Origin of the sequence: Azospirillum sp. B510, from assembly GCF_000010725.1 — a bacterium.
Taxonomy (GTDB): domain Bacteria; phylum Pseudomonadota; class Alphaproteobacteria; order Azospirillales; family Azospirillaceae; genus Azospirillum; species Azospirillum lipoferum_B.
Genome location: NC_013857.1, coordinates 510778 through 527754, shown reverse-complemented (window position 1 = coordinate 527754; position 16977 = coordinate 510778). Strand labels below are relative to the sequence as shown.

17 protein-coding genes are annotated in these 16977 nt (G+C 66.4%); 5 read left to right on the top strand and 12 right to left on the bottom strand.

Annotated features, from left to right (window positions below; genetic code table 11):
• The first annotated feature begins 133 nt into the window (after positions 1-133).
• The 3 genes from AZL_RS26820 (at position 134) to AZL_RS26810 (ending at position 2554) form a co-directional block, all read left to right on the top strand.
• Entirely contained in the window at positions 134-1243 is a 1110-nt protein-coding gene (locus AZL_RS26820) for a branched-chain amino acid ABC transporter substrate-binding protein (protein ID WP_012977543.1), read from the top strand.
• 70 nt (positions 1244-1313) lie between these two features.
• The gene (locus tag AZL_RS26815) at positions 1314-1640 is read left to right on the top strand and encodes an antibiotic biosynthesis monooxygenase family protein (protein WP_012977542.1); all 327 of its coding nucleotides are present in this window, start codon (positions 1314-1316) and stop codon (positions 1638-1640) included.
• Between the two features lie 20 nt (positions 1641-1660).
• On the top strand, positions 1661-2554 hold the full coding sequence (locus AZL_RS26810) for a pirin family protein (protein WP_012977541.1): 894 nt from the start codon (positions 1661-1663) through the stop codon (positions 2552-2554).
• A 117-nt stretch (positions 2555-2671) separates the two neighbouring features.
• Here the strand turns inward: AZL_RS26810 and AZL_RS26805 are convergent, their stop codons facing one another.
• From AZL_RS26805 to AZL_RS26750, 12 genes are all read right to left on the bottom strand, one after another.
• On the bottom strand, positions 2672-3433 hold the full coding sequence (locus AZL_RS26805) for a hypothetical protein (protein ID WP_042445718.1): 762 nt from the start codon (positions 3431-3433) through the stop codon (positions 2672-2674).
• Positions 3434-3767: 334 nt separating this feature from the next.
• Positions 3768-4112 carry a HesB/IscA family protein gene (locus tag AZL_RS26800; RefSeq protein WP_012977539.1) on the bottom strand — a complete coding sequence of 115 codons (345 nt, stop codon included), beginning with the start codon at positions 4110-4112 and terminating at the stop codon, positions 3768-3770.
• Positions 4113-4133: 21 nt separating this feature from the next.
• Positions 4134-4589: an iron-sulfur cluster assembly protein gene (locus tag AZL_RS26795; RefSeq protein WP_012977538.1), complete on the bottom strand. Its 456-nt coding sequence runs from the start codon at positions 4587-4589 to the stop codon at positions 4134-4136.
• A gap of 16 nt (positions 4590-4605) precedes the next feature.
• Positions 4606-5073 (bottom strand): Fe-S cluster assembly sulfur transfer protein SufU, encoded by a 468-nt coding sequence (gene sufU / locus AZL_RS26790; protein WP_012977537.1) that lies wholly within the window; start codon positions 5071-5073, stop codon positions 4606-4608.
• On the bottom strand, positions 5070-6332 hold the full coding sequence (locus tag AZL_RS26785; RefSeq protein ID WP_012977536.1) for a cysteine desulfurase: 1263 nt from the start codon (positions 6330-6332) through the stop codon (positions 5070-5072). The genes sufU and AZL_RS26785 overlap by 4 nt, the downstream gene beginning before the upstream one ends.
• Before the next feature lie 2 nt (positions 6333-6334).
• On the bottom strand, positions 6335-7696 hold the full coding sequence (sufD, locus tag AZL_RS26780) for a Fe-S cluster assembly protein SufD (RefSeq protein WP_247894474.1): 1362 nt from the start codon (positions 7694-7696) through the stop codon (positions 6335-6337).
• Positions 7696-8448 (bottom strand): Fe-S cluster assembly ATPase SufC, encoded by a 753-nt coding sequence (gene sufC / locus AZL_RS26775; protein ID WP_012977534.1) that lies wholly within the window; start codon positions 8446-8448, stop codon positions 7696-7698. Before sufC ends, sufD begins: the two co-directional genes overlap by 1 nt.
• A gap of 129 nt (positions 8449-8577) precedes the next feature.
• Positions 8578-10062 (bottom strand): Fe-S cluster assembly protein SufB, encoded by a 1485-nt coding sequence (gene sufB / locus AZL_RS26770; RefSeq protein WP_012977533.1) that lies wholly within the window; start codon positions 10060-10062, stop codon positions 8578-8580.
• Between the two features lie 45 nt (positions 10063-10107).
• Positions 10108-10581, bottom strand: a complete 474-nt coding sequence (locus AZL_RS26765; RefSeq protein WP_012977532.1) for an SUF system Fe-S cluster assembly regulator — start codon at positions 10579-10581, stop codon at positions 10108-10110.
• A 327-nt stretch (positions 10582-10908) separates the two neighbouring features.
• Complete coding sequence (locus AZL_RS26760) at positions 10909-11712, bottom strand: hypothetical protein (protein ID WP_247894473.1); 804 nt, start codon at positions 11710-11712, stop codon at positions 10909-10911.
• 186 nt (positions 11713-11898) lie between these two features.
• The gene (locus AZL_RS26755; protein ID WP_012977530.1) at positions 11899-12324 is read right to left on the bottom strand and encodes a phage holin family protein; all 426 of its coding nucleotides are present in this window, start codon (positions 12322-12324) and stop codon (positions 11899-11901) included.
• Positions 12321-13202 (bottom strand): hypothetical protein, encoded by an 882-nt coding sequence (locus AZL_RS26750; RefSeq protein WP_012977529.1) that lies wholly within the window; start codon positions 13200-13202, stop codon positions 12321-12323. Before AZL_RS26750 ends, AZL_RS26755 begins: the two co-directional genes overlap by 4 nt.
• Before the next feature lie 207 nt (positions 13203-13409).
• Here AZL_RS26750 and AZL_RS26745 point away from each other — a divergent pair, with 207 nt between their 5' ends.
• Both AZL_RS26745 and AZL_RS26740 read left to right on the top strand, forming a co-directional pair.
• On the top strand, positions 13410-14591 hold the full coding sequence (locus tag AZL_RS26745; protein ID WP_148219658.1) for a hypothetical protein: 1182 nt from the start codon (positions 13410-13412) through the stop codon (positions 14589-14591).
• Positions 14592-14750: 159 nt separating this feature from the next.
• A complete protein-coding gene (locus tag AZL_RS26740; protein WP_012977527.1) occupies positions 14751-16910 on the top strand; it encodes a malate synthase G in 2160 nt (719 codons plus the stop codon).
• The last annotated feature ends 67 nt before the right edge of the window (positions 16911-16977 follow it).

Below are 16977 nucleotides of genomic sequence, written 5' to 3'. Positions count from 1 at the left end.
CGCGGCCCTCTTCAGAGCGCTGCGAACCCGATGATCGCACTTTCAAATTCCTGTCTTATCGGTCAGAAATGGAAATATGCCGAGGCCGGAGGAGATGGTCCGGCAAGAAATGGTCATCCTGGGAGTACCAATCATGCGTCTCACCGTCCTTTCCTTCGTCAGCGCGACGGCGCTGCTGGCCGGTTTCGGCACTGCGCAGGCCGATATCCTGATCGGCCTCGGCACGGCGACCACCGGTCCGGTGGCGGCGCTGGGCGAGCAGTCGGTGTATGGCGCCAAGCAGGCGGTCGCGGACATCAACGCCAAAGGCGGCGTGCTGGGCCAGAAGCTGGTTCTGAAGGTGGGCGACGATGCTTGCGACCCGCGTCAGGCGGTGGCGGTGGCCAATCAGTTCGTCCGCGATCAGGTCACCGCGGTGGTCGGCCATCTCTGCTCCGGCGCCAGCATCCCGGCGGCCGATGTCTATCAGGAGGAAGGCGTGGTGATGGTAACCCCGACCGCCACCAACCCCCTGCTGACCGCCAAGGGCCACCCGAACATCTTCCGCGTCTGCGGCCGTGACGACCAGCAGGGCGTGGTCGCCGGCAATTATCTGGCCCAGACCTTCAAGGGCAAGAACATCGCCGTGCTGGACGACAAGCAGGCCTATGGCAAGGGGCTGGCCGACGTCGTGGTCGAGACGGTGGAGAAGGCCGGCGGCAAGGTCGCCTATCGCACCTCGATCACGGCGGGCGAGAAGGATTTCTCGGCCCTGATCACCAGCCTGAAGGACAAGGGCATCGATGCCGTCTATTACGGCGGTTATCATCCGGAACTGGGCCTGATCGTCCGTCAGGCGCAGGAACAGGGGCTGAAGCCGCAATTCATCGCCGGCGACGGCCTGAACAACCAGGAATACTGGTCGATCACCGGCCCGGCCGGCGAGGGGACGCTGTACACCGACAGCCCGTCGGCCGCCAGCGATCCCAAGGCGCAGGACCTCATCGCCTCCTTCAAGAAGGCCGGTCTGCCGGAGCCGGGCAATTTCGCCTTCTACAGCTATGCCGCGGTCCAGGTCATCGCCGAGGGACTCCAGAAGGCCGGCAGCGCCGACGGCGGCAAGCTGGCGAAGGCCCTGCATACCGGCAGCTATGACACCGTCGTCGGTTCGGTGGAGTTCGACAAGAAGGGTGACATCACCAAGCCCAACTATGTCATGTATGTCTGGAACAACGGCCAGCCCAAGATGGTTGCCCAGAAGTAAGGGGGAACAGGAGGCGGGGCACCTTCGAAGGGGGCCGCCTCCCTCCCGTAACGCCGGAAAGGAAAACGGCATGTTCATCGCGATGAACCGCTTCAAGGTCCGCCATGGAGCGGAACAGGAGTTCGAGGAGGTCTGGCTGACCCGCGAGGTCCATCTGCACACGGTTCCGGGCTTTGTCGAGTTCCACATGCTGCGCGGACCGGACCGCGAGGAGCATCGGCTTTATTCCTCCCATACGGTGTGGGAGTCGGAGGAGGCTTTCCTGGCCTGGACGCGGTCGGAGGCCTTCCGCAACGCCCATGGCAATGCCGGTGCCCGCAAGCCGCTCTATGTCGGCCCGCCGGAGTTCGAGGGCTTCGAGGTCATACAGACCGTGCGGCGCGATCCGAACACCTGAAACCGTCGGGAGGACGATCCATGCTTGCTCTGGTGATCGAACAGCGCCGGAAGAGCCTCGGCGGATTCGAGGTGGGGCGGGTTCTGCCCTTCGTCCAGCGGCGGATGGTCGGCCCTTTCGTCTTCTTCGATCATATGGGACCGGTCGATTTCCAACCGGGCCTTCCCCGTGACGTCGATGTGCGCCCACATCCGCACATCGGCCTGTCCACCGTCACCTACCTGTTCGAGGGTGAGATCATGCACCGCGACAGCGTCGGGTCGGAGCAGCCGATCCGGCCGGGCGAGGTGAACTGGATGACGGCGGGGCGCGGTATCACCCATTCGGAGCGGTTCGAGCGGGCCCGGTTGGAGGGCGGGCGGATGCATGGCATCCAGGCCTGGGTCGCCCTGCCCGAAGCGGATGAGGAGACCGACCCGGCCTTCAGCCATTACGGCACCGGCGAGCTGCCGCTGTTCGAGGAGGGAGGTGTGCGTGGCCGGCTGGTGGCGGGCGAGGCCTTCGGCGCCAAGGCCGGGGTGGAGACCCATTCCCCGATGTTCTACATCCATTGGGATCTCGGCCCCGGTGCCCGTGTCGCCCTGCCGGAGGATGGCTGGCAGCGTGCGGTCTATGTGGTGACCGGAAGCGTCGAGGCCGAAGGGCGGCGTCTGGAGGCGGGGCAGATGATCGTCTTCGCTCCCGGCCATCCGGCGTTGCTCAGCGCGGTCACGCAGTCCACCATCATGGCCATTGGCGGTGAGCCGCTGGGGCAGCGCTTCATCGACTGGAATTTCGTCTCCTCCCGCAAGGAGCGGATCGAGCAGGCCAAGGCCGATTGGCGCGCCGGACGGATGAAACTGCCGGACCTGGACGACGGCGAGTTCATCCCGCTGCCGGAAATGCCGAAGCCGCCAGCCGAACCGATGTCGTGAGGGGAATGGGGCCGCAGGATGATTCGGGGGCCCCATGACTCACGGTCGGCACAGCGTGCGTGCGGCCGCTGACCGATCGGCCGTCCCGCGACGTTGCGACGCCCTCCGTCTATCGGATCATGTCGGTACCGTGATCGGCTTGAGGCTCTTCCAGGCCGGCATCGTTCCCTTGCCCAGCCCCGGAATGTCGAAATCGGCGGCGAAGCGGGCCATGGCGTTGCTTTCGAGTTTGAAACCGGCGGCAAACAGCCGCTCTTCAGCATCCAGTTCATCCTTGCTCTGGATCTTGTAGGTCGTCGAACCGGTTTCGTTGTCGCCTTCCCCGAAATCGATCTCGGCGAAGCGCTTCGTCTTGCTGCCGAACACTACATTCAGCAGCCGGTGATCCTCGTCATCCTCCTCCTGGGTCAATCCTGTGAGGGTTTCCCTGGTCATCAGCCTGCTGGCGCTGCTCAGCCGCTTGTGGAGTTCCGACATGTCGGCAGTTCCCTGTTCCTGGCTGATGGAGCCGTTCTTCATCGCCTCGCCCAGCCGATCAAGAGCGCCAAGAGCATCGCTGACCTCCTTTGGCAGCCCGGCTTTCATGGCGGCGCTCCGCTTGTCTCCGAACTCCTTCATCCGGGCGCTGGCGGCGCTCTCCTCGGTCGTCGCTGGCGCTTCGCCCGCGAAACGGTTGAACAGCGCGCTTTTCGCAAGGGATCGCAATCCCTTGACAGCATCATCGGCGGAGACGCGACCCGTCTCCACCAGAGTTTCCAACTGCGTCTTGCTGTCCTTGTCCAGATGCTCGAAGGCTTTGGCCGCCATTCCGGTCAAGGCCTGGCCAAGCTTGCTGACTTTGACGCTGTCGCCACCCGGTGTGGTGGTCGCGGCTGCCATTGGCGCATCACCCGCTTTGGCGGCGGGAGGCTTCGCAGTCGCTGCGGTTGCCTTTCCCAAAAGCGGGCTGGCACCAGACGCCGACGAGGATTTGGCCGTCAAGGATGCCCAGGCGCTGCTGTAAACGCTTTGAACCATGACTTCCCCCCAACCATGCATAGTTATCGGAGGATCATAATTCACGAAAGGAGGAGAGTCAAAATTACGGGCACATTTTTCGGTTGTTTCCCCGGTGGTGTCGCGTATGCAGTCATCCAGCCGGATTCGCACGGACATATCGGGACCGGACCGGAAGGACCGGCCTCGACAATCCTGCGGACTCCTTCACCAGACCTTAGACGTGGAAGCTCTCGCCACAGCCGCAGCGGCCCTTCTCGTTCGGGTTCTTGAAGACGAAACCGGTCTGGAACTTGTCGTCGACATAGTCCATCTCGCTGCCGATCAGGAACATGACGGCGGCGGGATCGATCAGGATGGTGACGCCCTTGTCCTCGACCACCTCGTCGAACTTCATTTTCTCCTTGGCATACTGCACGTCGTAGCTGAGGCCGGAACAGCCGCGCGCCTTCACGCCGATGCGCAGGCCGATCATCTCATCGGTGGCCTTGGACATCAGCGCCTTGACGCGCTCCGCGGCGGCGTCGGTGATCGTGATCGCCTTGGGCAGGGAACGGGCCATGGTGACGGTCTCCTAAACGGCTCAGAACATATCGAGTTGCAGACGGGCTTCCTCGGACATCATCCCCTGGTGCCAGGGCGGTTCCCAAACCAGCTCGATCTTGACCTCGTTGACGTCCTCGACGCCCAGCACGGCCTGACGGACCTGCTCGGGCAGTTCGCCGGCCACCGGACACATGGGGCTGGTCAGCGTCATATCAATCTCGACATTGCGCTGCCCATCCATGTCCACGCGGTAGACCAGCCCCAGTTCCCAGATGTCGACCGGGATTTCCGGGTCGTAGCAGGTCTTGATGGCGGCGACGACGCGGTCCATCAGCTCTTCCCGCGGGTCGTACCCCTCGGGCGGCTGGGGCATCGGGGCGAAGTCCTTGGACTCCCCGTTGGTTGCCGGGGGGGTGGCTTCCGCCTTCAGCTGTGCTTCCGCCTCCGCCGGGTTCGGGGCGATCGGGCGTTGGGTCAGGGCTTCATCGGGCATGTCGATTCCCCTTGCCTCAATACTGGTCGCTGGAGGCCGTGGCCTCGCCGTGGAGGGCGGCGTTCATGGCGTGCCAGGCCAGGGTCGCGCACTTCACCCGCACCGGGAACTGGCGCACGCCGGACATCACCATCAGTTTTTCCATGGTCTCGTCATCGACGCCCTCGGGGATGTCGGGCTCGTCCTGGGTGCACAGCTCGTGGAAGGCGTGGAAGAGCGTCTCCGCCTCCTCCGCCGTCTTGCCGTGCACCAGCTCCGTCATCATCGAGGCGCTGGCGGTGGAGATGGCGCAGCCGCGCCCCTGGAAGGCGACGTCGTCCACCACCCCGTCCTTCAGGGTCAGATAGACCATGAAGCGGTCGCCGCACATCGGGTTCTCGCCCTTCGCCTCGCGGTTGGCGTCGTCGGGATGGCGGAAGTTGCGGGGATTCTTGCCGTGATCCAGGATCACTTCCTGATACAGCTCGCGCAGATCGTCGATCATGCTCCGAAGAACTCCTTGACCGCCTGGAGGGACTGGACCAGCGCGTCGGCTTCCTCCCGGGTGTTGTAGAGGCCGAAAGAGGCGCGGACGGTCGGGCCGACGCCGAACCGCTCGGCCAGCGGCTCGGCGCAGTGGCGGCCTACGCGCACAGCGACGCCATACTGGTCGACGATGGTGCCGACATCGTGCGGGTGCACCCCCTCCAGCGCGAAGGAGATGATCGGCCCCTTGCCGGGTGCCGTGCCGACGATGCGCAGCCCCTCGACCTGGGACAATTGTTGGGTGGCGTATTGCAGCAGGTCATGCTCGTGCACGGCGATGGCGTCTCGGCCGAGAGCCTCGACGTAATCGATGGCCGCACCCAGCCCGATGACCTCGGTGATCGGCGGCGTGCCGGCCTCGAAGCGTGACGGCGGCGCCTTGAAGGTGGTGCCCTCGAAGCTGACGCTCTCGATCATGTCGCCGCCGCCCTGGTAGGGCGGCATTTTCTTCAGCAGGTCATACTTGCCGTAGAGCACGCCGAGGCCGGTCGGGCCATAGAGCTTGTGCGCGGTGAAGACGTAGAAGTCGGCGTCGATGTCCTGCACGTCGACCGTGCCATGCACCACCGCCTGGCTGCCGTCGAACAGCACCGGGACGCCGCGCTCATGCGCCAGCTTCGCGATGGCCTTGGCCGGGGTGACGGTGCCGAGAACGTTGGAGCAATGGGTGATCGCCACCAGCCTCGTACGGTCGGAGAGCAGATCCTTGTAGGCGTCCATGTCGAGGACGCCGAACTCGTCGCAGGGCACGACCTTGATGACGATCTTCTTCTCGGCCTGGAGCAGCTGCCATGGAACGATGTTCGCGTGATGCTCCATGATCGACAGGACGACCTCGTCGCCTTCGTTCAGGAAGGTCCGGCCATAGCTGCTGGCGACGAGGTTGATCGCCTCGGTCGAGCTGCGGGTGAAGACGATGCAGCGGTCGCTGGGCGCGTTCAGGAAGCGGGCGACCTTGAGACGTACCGCCTCGAACTGGTCGGTCGCGGTCTGCGACAGGAAATGAACGCCGCGGTGGATGTTGGAGTAATCCTCCTCCAGGAAGCGGGTCATGGCCTGGATGACCTGACGCGGCTTCTGGGCGGACGCCCCGCTGTCCAGATAGACCAGCGGCTTGCCGGGCTTTCCCTTCCTGGCGTGGACGCTGCGGGCGAGAACGGGGAAGTCCTCCCGCACCCGCTGCACGTCGTAGGCTTGGTTCAGGATGGCATCGGACATGGTTACTTCTGCTCCTCCAGCCAGCCGGCCACGATCCCCTGGAAGGCGTCGCGGATCGACTCCTCGGCGATCTCCTCCAGCGATTCCGACAGGAACGCGCCGATCAACAGGCCCTGGGCGGTGTCGCGGTCGATGCCGCGGGCGCGCAGGTAGAACAGCGCATCGTCGTCCAACTCGCCCGCCGTGCAGCCATGGCTGCATTTCACGTCGTCGGCGTGGATTTCCAGTTCCGGCTTGCTGTCGATCTCGGCGCCGTCCGACAGCAGCAGCGCCCGGTTCAACTGATAGCCGTCGGTCTTCTGCGCGCCGGGGCAGACGGTGATCTTGCCCTGGAACACCGCGCGGGCGCTGTCGTCGATGACGCCCTTATAGACCTCGCGGCTGGTGCCGTTCGGCTGGGCATGGACGATCAGCGTGGTGGTGTCGGCATGCTGGGTGCCGCGGACCAGATAGCCGCCGCTGACATGCGTCCGCGCGTCGGTGCCGTCCAGCCGGCTGACCACCTCGTTGCGCGACAGCTTGGCGCCGGTCGTCAGGATGAAGTTGTCGTAGCAACCGCCGGCCGCGACCGTCGCCGCGATGTGCGACAGGTGGATGGCGCCGCCGCCCTCGCACTGCGACTTGTAATGGTGCAGGGTGGCGCCTTCGCCGACGAACACCTCGGTGACATGGTTGGCCAGCGTGGTGCCGGCGCCGCGGCCGACATGGTGTTCGACCACCGCCGCCTTCGAGCCGGCCTCGGCGACCAGCAGGCTGCGCGGGTGGCAGGCGGTCGCCTGCGCCTCCGATCCGACCGACACGAAGACCAGCTCGACCGGCCGTTCGACCTGGACGCCGGCCGGCACATGCAGGACCGGGCCGTCGGCCAGATAGGCGCTGTTCAGCGCGACCAGGGGACGGTCGTCCGCCACGGCGAGGCGGCCGATATGGTCGGCCAACAGGTCACCGTGGCTGGTCAGAGCGGCGGCGAGGCTCAGCAGCTCGACACCCGGCGGCAGGCCCCCGACCGACGACAGGTCGGCGCGGAAGCGGCCGTCGACGAAGACCAGACGCGGGCCGCCCTCGGCCCGCAAGGTCGGCAGCAGGTCGATGCTTGCCGCGGCGGGAGCCGCCGACAGAAAGCTCGTCTTGGCGAGGTCGCGCAGGTTGGTGTAGCGCCAGCTCTCGTTTTTGATCGTCGGCAAGCCGACGGCGGCGAAGCGCTCACGGCCGGCGGCGCGCAACTCGGTCAGCCAGGACAGGCCGCTGCCGGGCAGGCCGGCGCCCAGTTGATCGAGCGGCGCCAGGAAGGCCGGCGCCGTCGCCGGGTCGGCGCCGCGCGTCGAATAGGTCATGGGGTGAAGGGGGGAATGGTGGGCCGTCATCACGCCGCCTCGCTCGCGCCGAAGTCGCGGTAGCCGTTCTTCTCCAGCTCCAGCGCCAGCTCCTTGCCGCCCGACTTCACGATGCGGCCGGCGGCCAGGACATGCACATAATCGGGAACGATGTAGTCGAGCAGGCGCTGATAGTGGGTGATGACCAGCATCGACCGTTCCGGCGAGCGCAGCGCGTTGACGCCCTCGGCGACGATCTTCAGCGCGTCGATGTCCAGCCCGCTGTCGGTCTCGTCGAGGATGGCGAATTTCGGCTCCAGCACCGCCATTTGAAGCGTCTCGTTGCGCTTCTTCTCGCCGCCGGAGAAGCCGACATTGACCGCGCGCTTCAGCATCTCGTCGGTCATGCCGAGAGCCTTGGTCTTCTCGCGGATCAGCTTCAGGAACTGCATGGCGTCCAGCTCCTTCTCGCCGCGATACTTGCGGATGGCGTTGATCGCGGTCTTGAGGAAGGTGGTGTTGCCGACGCCGGGGATTTCCACCGGATACTGGAAGGCCAGGAAGACGCCCTCGGCCGCACGCTGTTCCGGCTCCATCGCCAGCAGGTCCTTGCCGTAATAGGTGACCGAGCCTTGCGTGACCTCGTAGCCGTCGCGGCCGGCGAGGACGTAGGACATGGTGCTCTTGCCGGCGCCGTTCGGCCCCATGATGGCATGGACCTCGCCCGGGCGGATCGTCAGGTCGACGCCCTTGAGGATTTCCTTGCCGTCCACGGTGGCGTGCAGGTTCTTGATTTCGATCATCGTCTTCGCCTCGTTGTCTTCTTCAGGCCGCCGGCACGCCGTCCGGTCTTCACACTTGATTGCTCCCATCCCGACCCTCCCCCGCTCTCGGCGGACCATAGGTCGTCCGATCGCGGGGGAGGGGGATGCTCAGCCCACGCTGCCTTCCAGGCTGATGCCAACCAGCTTCTGCGCCTCCACGGCAAATTCCATCGGGAGTTCCTTCAGGACCTCCTTGCAGAAGCCGTTGACGATCAGCGACACCGCGTCCTCTTCCGAGATGCCGCGCTGGCGGCAGTAGAACAGCTGGTCCTCGCTGATCTTGGCCGTCGTCGCCTCATGCTCGATGCGGGCGGAACGGTTGCGGCTCTCGATGTAGGGGACCGTATGGGCGCCGCATTGATCGCCGATCAGCAGGCTGTCGCACTGGGTGTGGTTGCGCGCACCCTCCGCCTTCGGCAGGATCTTGACCAGGCCGCGGTAGGTCTGCTGCGCCTTGCCGGCCGAGATACCCTTCGACACGATTGTGCTGCGGGTGTTCTTGCCGATGTGGATCATCTTGGTGCCGGTGTCGGCCTGCTGGAAATTGTTGGTGATGGCGACCGAATAAAACTCGCCGACCGAATTGTCACCCTGAAGGATGCAGCTCGGATATTTCCAGGTGATCGCCGAGCCGGTTTCAACCTGCGTCCAGGAAATCTTGGAGTTCCTGCCGCGGCAGGCGCCACGCTTGGTGACGAAGTTGTAGATGCCGCCGACACCCTCTTCATTGCCGGGATACCAGTTCTGGACGGTCGAATACTTGATGGTCGCATCGTCCATCGCCACCAGCTCGACCACCGCGGCGTGCAGCTGGTTCTCGTCGCGCTTGGGCGCCGTGCAGCCTTCCAGATAGCTGACATAGGCGCCTTCGTCGGCGATGATCAGCGTCCGCTCGAACTGGCCGGTGTTGGCCTGGTTGATGCGGAAATAGGTCGACAGCTCCATCGGGCAGCGCACGCCCTTGGGGATGTAGACGAAGCTGCCGTCGGTGAAGACCGCGCAGTTCAGCGTCGCATAGTAGTTGTCGGTATAGGGCACCACCGAGCCGAGATACTTCTTCACGAGATCCGGGTGCTTCTGCACCGCCTCCGAGATCGCGCAGAAGATGATGCCCATCTCCTCCAGCTTCGCCTTGAAGGTGGTGGCGACGGACACGCTGTCGAACACGGCGTCGACAGCGATGGCCGGGCTCTTGCCTTCCGACCCTTCGACGCCGGCCAGGATCTCCTGTTCACGCAGCGGGATGCCCAGCTTCTCATAGGTCTTCAGCAGTTCGGGATCGACCTCGTCCAGCGACTTCGGCCCGGCCTTCTTCTTCGGCGCGGCATAGTAATGCGCGTCCTGATAGTCGATCGGCGGGAAGCTGACGGCGGCCCATTCCGGTTCCTCCATCGTCTGCCAGACGCGGAACGCCTTCAGGCGCCACTCCAGCAGCCATTCCGGCTCCTCCTTCTTGGCGGAGATGAAGCGGACGATGTCCTCGTTCAGGCCCTTCGGCGCGACGTCGGCCTCGATGTCGGTCGTGAAGCCGTACTTGTACTTCTGCTCCGTGACGGCGCGGACCTGCTCGACGGTTTCCGGTTGGGCGGCCATGGCTTTGCCTCGTCCTTCTCAAGAATGCTGTTCGGTGCGCGCCGTTCAGTGCGCAGGGCGGGCCGGCTGGGCGGCTGTGGAAGTCGTCGCGGTCGCTGCCGGCGGCGGGAAGGTGAGGGGAGCCATCATGTCGGCCAGCGTCACCTCCTCCAGCGCGCCGCGGATGGCGCGGTTCACCTTTTCCCAACCGCCGCGCATGGGGCAGAGCTGCTCCACCCCGCATTGGCTGTCGGCGCCGTCGACGCAGGCGGTCAGCGCGATGGGACCGTCGAGCGCCGTGATGATTTCCGCGATGGAGATCGCGGCGGCGGGCCGGCTCAGCGCATAACCGCCGGCGGCGCCACGCTGCGAGGTGGTCAGCCCCGCAGGCGTCATCGCCTTCATCAGCTTGGCGACGGTGGGGGCGGGCACGCCCGTGCGGTCGGCCAGATGGGCGACGGTATGGACCGTTCCGACGTGACGCGCCATCTCGCTCAAGACGACAATGGCATAGTCGGTCAGCTTGCTCAGCCGGATCATGCCCGCACCCCGTTTCACCCCGGTTTCGAATACAGGACCAATTTAGTCCTGATTGCTCCGGGGGGCAAGGGGCGTTTATCGATAAAAGCACTGGCCGTCAGCGGGTTGCCAGCGGGTTCCGCCGGCCTGCATGGCTGATTTGCCGGGAATACCCGCCAAGCCAACTTGGTTATAGCGCCGCTTCCATCGCCACGCTACAGCCAAGGACGGGTGAAATGGCGAGAACGCGACAGTTTGTCGCGCCTGAGTGTGGAAAGCCGGAAGCGGAAACGGAAAACCCCGCGCCGGGCAGGCGCGGGGTCGCTCCCGGCGGGTGGAGCGGAAGGATCAGCCCGGCTTCCTCACCTCGTCACGGGCGGCGCTGGTGGCTTCCGACACGACATCGCGCACGTCTTCCTTCGCGGACTCGACGACGGTCTGGGCGGCCGCCTGGGCGGCGCGGGTGCCGCGGTCGAGCGCATCCATGGCAAGGGCCTTGGCGCGTTCGGTCGCTTCGTCGGCATAGTCGCCGACCCACCGCCTCTCATAGCGGGTAGCGGGCAGGGCGGCGCCGATGGCGGCACCCAACGCCACGCCCATGGCGCCGGCGACGATCGGATGCTCCTCCACCAGATCCCAGAAGCCCGCCGTCATGTCGTGCGCGCGATGACGCAGATGGTCGGTGGACGGCGCCATGGCGGACAGCCGCGACATGCCGCGGCTTGCGTAGGACCGGCCCGCCTGGCCGAACCCCTGGTCATTGCCCGAACCGCCCATCAGGCTGCCGGCGGTTTCGGCCGCGCTGTCATAGGCGGAACCGGCGGCGTCGCGGACTCCGCCGGCGGCATCATTCAGCGTCTCGCGGGCATATTCCACCGCGTCCTCCACGCGATGGCGGGCGGAGCGGATGGTGCTTGAACGGGCGATCCGGCGGTCGTATCCGGTGCTTGACAAGGCCAGCCAGCCGAGGCCGATGCCGACCAGGGCCAGCGGAATCGGGTTGCCGGCGACGCTGTCCAGCATCGACCCCGAGGACCGGAATTCCGAGCGCCTGTGCCGAGCGGTCTGGCCGCTCACGTCGCGGTCGCTCTGGCGCGGGTCGGAGCGCCGGGAGGCGCTGTCGGGAGTGGACGGCGAATAGGTGTGTTTCATCGAATCCTCCATCTGATCTTGGGGAGACCATCGTGTCCGCCTGCCGCGCAGACGGGATGCGCGGTCGCGCAACGCTTCGATGGTGCTGCCGATTCGTGCACGGCTGGCGCGGATGTCGCCCTCCAGGGCGTCGAGAGTCCGCGGTCCGGCTGCGGGTTTTCGTCCGTCTTCAGTCATCCGCCGGCCTCAGCGGGCAAGCTGGGATTTGGCCCACCGTTTATCCTCCTCCAGCGTGTTCATCGTGCGGCGGGGACGGAGGTTGGCGGGACTAAGCCGGCTCTTGCCGACATAGGCCAGGATGCCGCCGACCAGCAGGACCGCAACGCCGACGATCAGGGCCGACAGCCACGGTGCCAGGACGCTGGAAAGGCCGAGAACCGCGGCGGCGAGGAGGGTCAGGATGCCGGCGAAGGCGATCATGCCGCCGATGGCGATGAAGGCCATGCCACCGGCGGCCTCGCTGGCCTTGCCGGTCAACTCGGCCTTCGCCAAGGCGATTTCGGATCTGGCGAGGTTGGCGGATTCGCGGGCGAGATCGGCGAACAGACCGGCGAGAGGCCGGTCCTGCCGTGGATCCCGCTGCTCGTCATAGCGGTTCTCCGCGGTGCTCATGGGCGCGGCCCCTGCGGCTGGGGGACGGAAGTGGTGCCGGCATTCACGCCGCTGCCGGCGCTACCGGCCGTGCTGGTGCCAAGCGCCGTATCCGCCGAGGTCGGAGAACCGCGGCCCGTCACCGGGGCCGGCGCGCTGGACAATGGCATGCCGATGCGGCCGGCGGCCGGTTTCGGTTCACCCGGCCGATCCGATCCGCGCTCCGGATCCTTCCGGTCGGTCGGCGGGGCGGTCAGGGGGCCGGAAGAACCGGTGGCCGGGGTGTCCGCACTGCGGGGCGGAGTGCTGCGACTGACCGGCTCGGCGATGCCGCCGGTCAAGCCTGCCGTCACGCCGCGGGTGCTCCGCACGCTTTGCGCCGGGTGGGCCGTGCCGTGGCGGGAGGTCGGGGCGCGATGCAGTCTGCGCTCGCCGGAGCTTTTGATGAAGCGGGCGGCGAGGAAACCGATGGCGAAGGCGGCCCCGATGAACAGCTCGGGCTGGCGGCGGGCGACGCTTTCGACCTCGCCGACGATGTCATCGACGGTGGCGTCGCGCAGCATGTCGGCGACGCGTTCGACCCGGCCGGCGGCCTGTTCGGCATAATCGGCGACCACGCCGCCATTTTCCCGGGTCAACTGCTCGGCCGCCTTGTGCAGGGCGTTGGCGACTCCGTCCAACTGGCCGGCGGCGCGGCCGGTCTGGTGCTCCAGCAGGGAACGGATGCGGCCCTGGGCGTCGCCCAACGTCTCCCGCCCGGCGGACATCACATCCCCGGCCGCGCGCTCGGCCGTCTTCTTCAGGTCATCGGCGCTGTCGTGCCCGCCCGACACACTGCTTCCGGGGGTGGAGCCGGTCGGGGTCGGTCCGCCGGTGCCGGTCATGTCGCTGTTCGGCATCTTCTCTTTCCTCCTCGGGGATTCCGGTGTTCCGTGGCTCCGCGTCCGCGGCCTCGCACCGCCCGTTGCGGACTCGGTTGTCGCGACATGAAACACCGGTAATGCCGTCGGGGTTCCACGCCCGTGCCGTGCGAAATGGACAGCCGCCGTAATTGTGTTAAACTTTGCCGAGAATTTCCTGGTGCGGCCGGACCGGAGGGTGGCGGCATGAGCGTCTTCAACGTGGTGGCCGACGGCCAGTCCGGTCTTTTCAAGCTGCAACAGGCGAAGAAGCCCTGGGAGAAGGAGCTGGAGGCGAAGGACGCCAAGGGTCAGCTCGCCCAGAAGGCGGAGCGTGCGCAGGCTCTCACCCAGCTCTCCGCCAAATGGCAAAGCGACCACGCCTCGGCACAGGCGGCGCTGGAGGAGGCGAGGCGGGTCGGCGGACCCAAGGCCGCCGCCGCCGCCCGGCTGGAGCAGGTCGAACGCAGAATCGAGGAGTTGAAGCTGGCCATGCGTTTCGCCCAGGGCGATCCGCAGAAACTGGCGGCCCTGGCCCGGCAGGCGGCGCAACTGGCGCGTGAGGCGGGGCGCGCCGCCAAGGAATATGGCGCCGGCATCAAGGCGGCGGCGGACATGGGGCTTCCCGGTGACAGCGCCGCCGGCGGCGGCATGCTGTCGTCAGAGACGACGATCACCCGCAGCACCACCAGCCTGACCCTGCAACAGACCGAAGTGACGCTGACCATCGGTATTTCGACGGGGGAGGGGACATCGGCGGCCGATAGTCAGGCGGCCGGCGGGTCGGCTGAAGGTGCGGCCATTCCGATCACCGCCGATGTCGGGGCGCAGGCCGATGGGGCGGCGGAGACGGCGGGACAGGAAGGCAAGCTGCCGGGGGACATCGACCGGCTGGTGCGGGATGTGCTGTCCGGCCTGGATGGTGGCGGACTGGCCGGGGCCAGTCCGCCGGTCGCTGGCGCGGCTGCCGGCTCCGGTGGCCGCAACGCCATGATCCAGCAGCTGATGGCTGACAATGCCATGAAGATGTCGCGCTATCGCGAAGCCGACGCCTTCGGACAGCGGGTGGAGAAGGTGCTCGCGGCCTCCAAGCGGATCATCGGCGAAGCGAAGGCCGCCAACATGCTGGATGAGTCGGAAAAGCGGCGGCGCGAGCGGCGGGAGGGCTTCAAGGCCGACGACAAGATGGTCGATGCCGCCCAGAAGGAGGTCAACGCCCTGCGCGCCGCGGCGTTCGGATCCGGCGACGCGCTCGGGGTGACCGGGCTGCTGGCTCGTGGCGACCCCAATGGCGATGCGCAGGGCCGGGACACTGCGGGAATCTCCGCCGTTTCATCACTGGCCGGTTCAGCTGCCCAGCCGGCCGCAGCGCTCGATCTGCTGGCCTGACCGGGTGTCGGCCGGCATGTCTCGCCTGCTACCATTTCTCCATACGCTGCGGTGCCACATTATGTTGACCGGCTCGCGCGGAAGACGCGATAACCGTTCATCAAGACTCCCGGAGAGGAGTCTGCGAACCGAGCGCAAGAGAATGGGACAAGCAACGAGATGAGCAACTGGATCCGCCGCGGTGGCCTCGACATCGCCCGACCGCTGTACGACTTCATCAATGACGAGGCGCTGCCGGGGACCGGTGTCGACGCCGACCGTCTCTGGACCGGCCTCGACCAGCTCCTGCACGAGCTGGCGCCGCGCAACAAGGCCCTGCTCGACAAGCGCGACAGCCTGCAGGCGCAGATTGATGACTGGCATGCCGCCCGTCGCGGCAAGCTCTTCGATCCGGCCGAATACGAATCCTTCCTGCGCCGGATCGGCTATCTGGTGCCGGAAGGTGGCGACTTCGCCGTCGCCACCGCCAATGTCGATCCGGAGATCGCCTATCTCGCCGGTCCCCAGCTGGTGGTGCCGATCACCAATGCCCGCTATGCCCTGAACGCCGCCAACGCCCGCTGGGGCAGCCTGTATGACGCGCTGTACGGCACCGACGCCATCCCCGGCGCCCCGGCGGCCGGCGGCTATGACGCCGCCCGTGGCGCGCAGGTGATCGCCTGGGCCCGCAAGTTCCTCGACGACAGCGTTCCGCTGGCCGAGGGCAGCCATGCCGACGCCGCGGGCTATGCGGTCGAGGGCGGTGCGCTGGTTGTGACGCTGAAGGACGGCGGCAAGACCGGCCTGAAGGACAAGGCCGCCTTCGTCGGCTGGCAGGGCGAGGCGTCGGCGCCGTCGGCGGTGCTGCTGGTCCAGAACGGTACCCACATCGAAATCCGCATCGACCGCGACAGTGTCATCGGCAAGAGCGATGTCGCCGGCATCGCCGACGTGGTGCTGGAAGCCGCGCTGTCCACCATTCAGGACTGCGAGGATTCCGTCGCCGCCGTCGATGCGGAGGACAAGGTCGTCGCCTACCGCAACTGGCTCGGCCTGATGAAGGGCACGCTGGAGGCCAGCTTCCCCAAGGGCGACAAGACCATCGTCCGCAAGCTGAACCCCGACCGCGTCTACACCACCCCGGCCGGAAGCGTCACCCTGCATGGCCGCAGCCTGCTGCTGGTCCGCAATGTCGGCCACCTGATGACCATCGACATGGTCAAGCTGTCCGATGGCAGCGAGGCGCCGGAAGGCATCCTCGACGGCGTCTTCACCTCGCTGATCGCCTTGCATGATCTGAAGGCTGATGGGGGGCTGCGCAACAGCCGCGCCGGCTCGGTCTACATCGTGAAGCCGAAGATGCATGGCCCCGAAGAGGTCGCCTTCACCGACGAGCTGTTCGGCCGGGTCGAGGATCTGCTGGGTATCGCCCGCAACACCCTCAAGGTCGGCATCATGGACGAGGAGCGGCGCACCACCGTCAACCTCAAGGAATGCATCCGCGCCGCCAAGGACCGCGTTGTCTTCATCAACACGGGTTTCCTCGACCGCACCGGCGACGAGATCCACACCTCGATGGAGGCCGGACCGGTCGTCCGCAAGGCGGCGATGAAGGCCACCAAGTGGATTTCCGCCTATGAGGACAACAATGTCGATGTCGGCTTGCGCGCCGGGCTGAAGGGCCGCGCCCAGATCGGCAAGGGCATGTGGGCGATGCCGGACCTGATGGCCGACATGCTGGTCGCCAAGATCGGCCACCCGAAGGCCGGCGCCAATACCGCCTGGGTGCCGTCGCCGACCGCCGCCACCCTGCACGCCACCCACTATCACGCGGTGAATGTGGCCGAGGTGCAGGACCAGCTGGCCAAGCGTCAGGCCGCCGCCCTGTCCGACATCCTGACCATCCCGCTCGCCGACCGCCCCAACTGGTCGGAGGACGAAATCCGGCAGGAGTTGGAGAACAACGCCCAGGGCATCCTCGGCTATGTGGTGCGCTGGATCGACCAGGGTGTGGGCTGTTCCAAGGTGCCGGACATCCATGATGTCGGGCTGATGGAGGACCGCGCCACCCTGCGCATCTCCAGCCAGCACATCGCCAACTGGCTGCATCACGGCATCTGCACCGAGGCCCAGGTGATGGAGGTCATGAAGCGCATGGCCGCCGTCGTCGACAAGCAGAATGCCGGCGATCCGCTCTACAAGCCGATGGCCGGCGATTTCGACGGCAGCATCGCCTTCCAGGCTGCCTGCGATCTGGTGTTCAAGGGCCGCGTCCAGCCGAATGGCTACACCGAGCCGGTGCTGCATGCGCGTCGCCGTCAGGTGAAGGCGGCACTGTAAATTTCATCGTCCGCCGTCGGAGCGGGAGCATTGAGAATGCGGCCTGCTCCGATGGATGGTGTTTCCC

Excerpts from the sequence above, each read along its gene's own strand:
- AZL_RS26740 (WP_012977527.1), top strand. The coding sequence starts at position 14,751 with ATGAGCAACTGGATCCGCCGCGGTGGCCTCGACATCGCCCGACCGCTG.
- AZL_RS26760 (WP_247894473.1), bottom strand. The coding sequence starts at position 11,712 with ATGAAACACACCTATTCGCCGTCCACTCCCGACAGCGCCTCCCGGCGC.
- AZL_RS26795 (WP_012977538.1), bottom strand. The coding sequence starts at position 4,589 with ATGCCCGATGAAGCCCTGACCCAACGCCCGATCGCCCCGAACCCGGCG.
- sufC (WP_012977534.1), bottom strand. The coding sequence starts at position 8,448 with ATGATCGAAATCAAGAACCTGCACGCCACCGTGGACGGCAAGGAAATC.
- AZL_RS26765 (WP_012977532.1), bottom strand. The coding sequence starts at position 10,581 with ATGATCCGGCTGAGCAAGCTGACCGACTATGCCATTGTCGTCTTGAGC.
- sufD (WP_247894474.1), bottom strand. The coding sequence starts at position 7,696 with ATGACGGCCCACCATTCCCCCCTTCACCCCATGACCTATTCGACGCGC.
- AZL_RS26745 (WP_148219658.1), top strand. The coding sequence starts at position 13,410 with ATGAGCGTCTTCAACGTGGTGGCCGACGGCCAGTCCGGTCTTTTCAAG.
- AZL_RS26800 (WP_012977539.1), bottom strand. The coding sequence starts at position 4,112 with ATGGCCCGTTCCCTGCCCAAGGCGATCACGATCACCGACGCCGCCGCG.
- sufU (WP_012977537.1), bottom strand. The coding sequence starts at position 5,073 with ATGATCGACGATCTGCGCGAGCTGTATCAGGAAGTGATCCTGGATCAC.
- AZL_RS26750 (WP_012977529.1), bottom strand. The coding sequence starts at position 13,202 with ATGCCGAACAGCGACATGACCGGCACCGGCGGACCGACCCCGACCGGC.
- AZL_RS26755 (WP_012977530.1), bottom strand. The coding sequence starts at position 12,324 with ATGAGCACCGCGGAGAACCGCTATGACGAGCAGCGGGATCCACGGCAG.
- AZL_RS26785 (WP_012977536.1), bottom strand. The coding sequence starts at position 6,332 with ATGTCCGATGCCATCCTGAACCAAGCCTACGACGTGCAGCGGGTGCGG.
- AZL_RS26820 (WP_012977543.1), top strand. The coding sequence starts at position 134 with ATGCGTCTCACCGTCCTTTCCTTCGTCAGCGCGACGGCGCTGCTGGCC.
- sufB (WP_012977533.1), bottom strand. The coding sequence starts at position 10,062 with ATGGCCGCCCAACCGGAAACCGTCGAGCAGGTCCGCGCCGTCACGGAG.
- AZL_RS26815 (WP_012977542.1), top strand. The coding sequence starts at position 1,314 with ATGTTCATCGCGATGAACCGCTTCAAGGTCCGCCATGGAGCGGAACAG.
- AZL_RS26810 (WP_012977541.1), top strand. The coding sequence starts at position 1,661 with ATGCTTGCTCTGGTGATCGAACAGCGCCGGAAGAGCCTCGGCGGATTC.
- AZL_RS26805 (WP_042445718.1), bottom strand. The coding sequence starts at position 3,433 with ATGGCAGCCGCGACCACCACACCGGGTGGCGACAGCGTCAAAGTCAGC.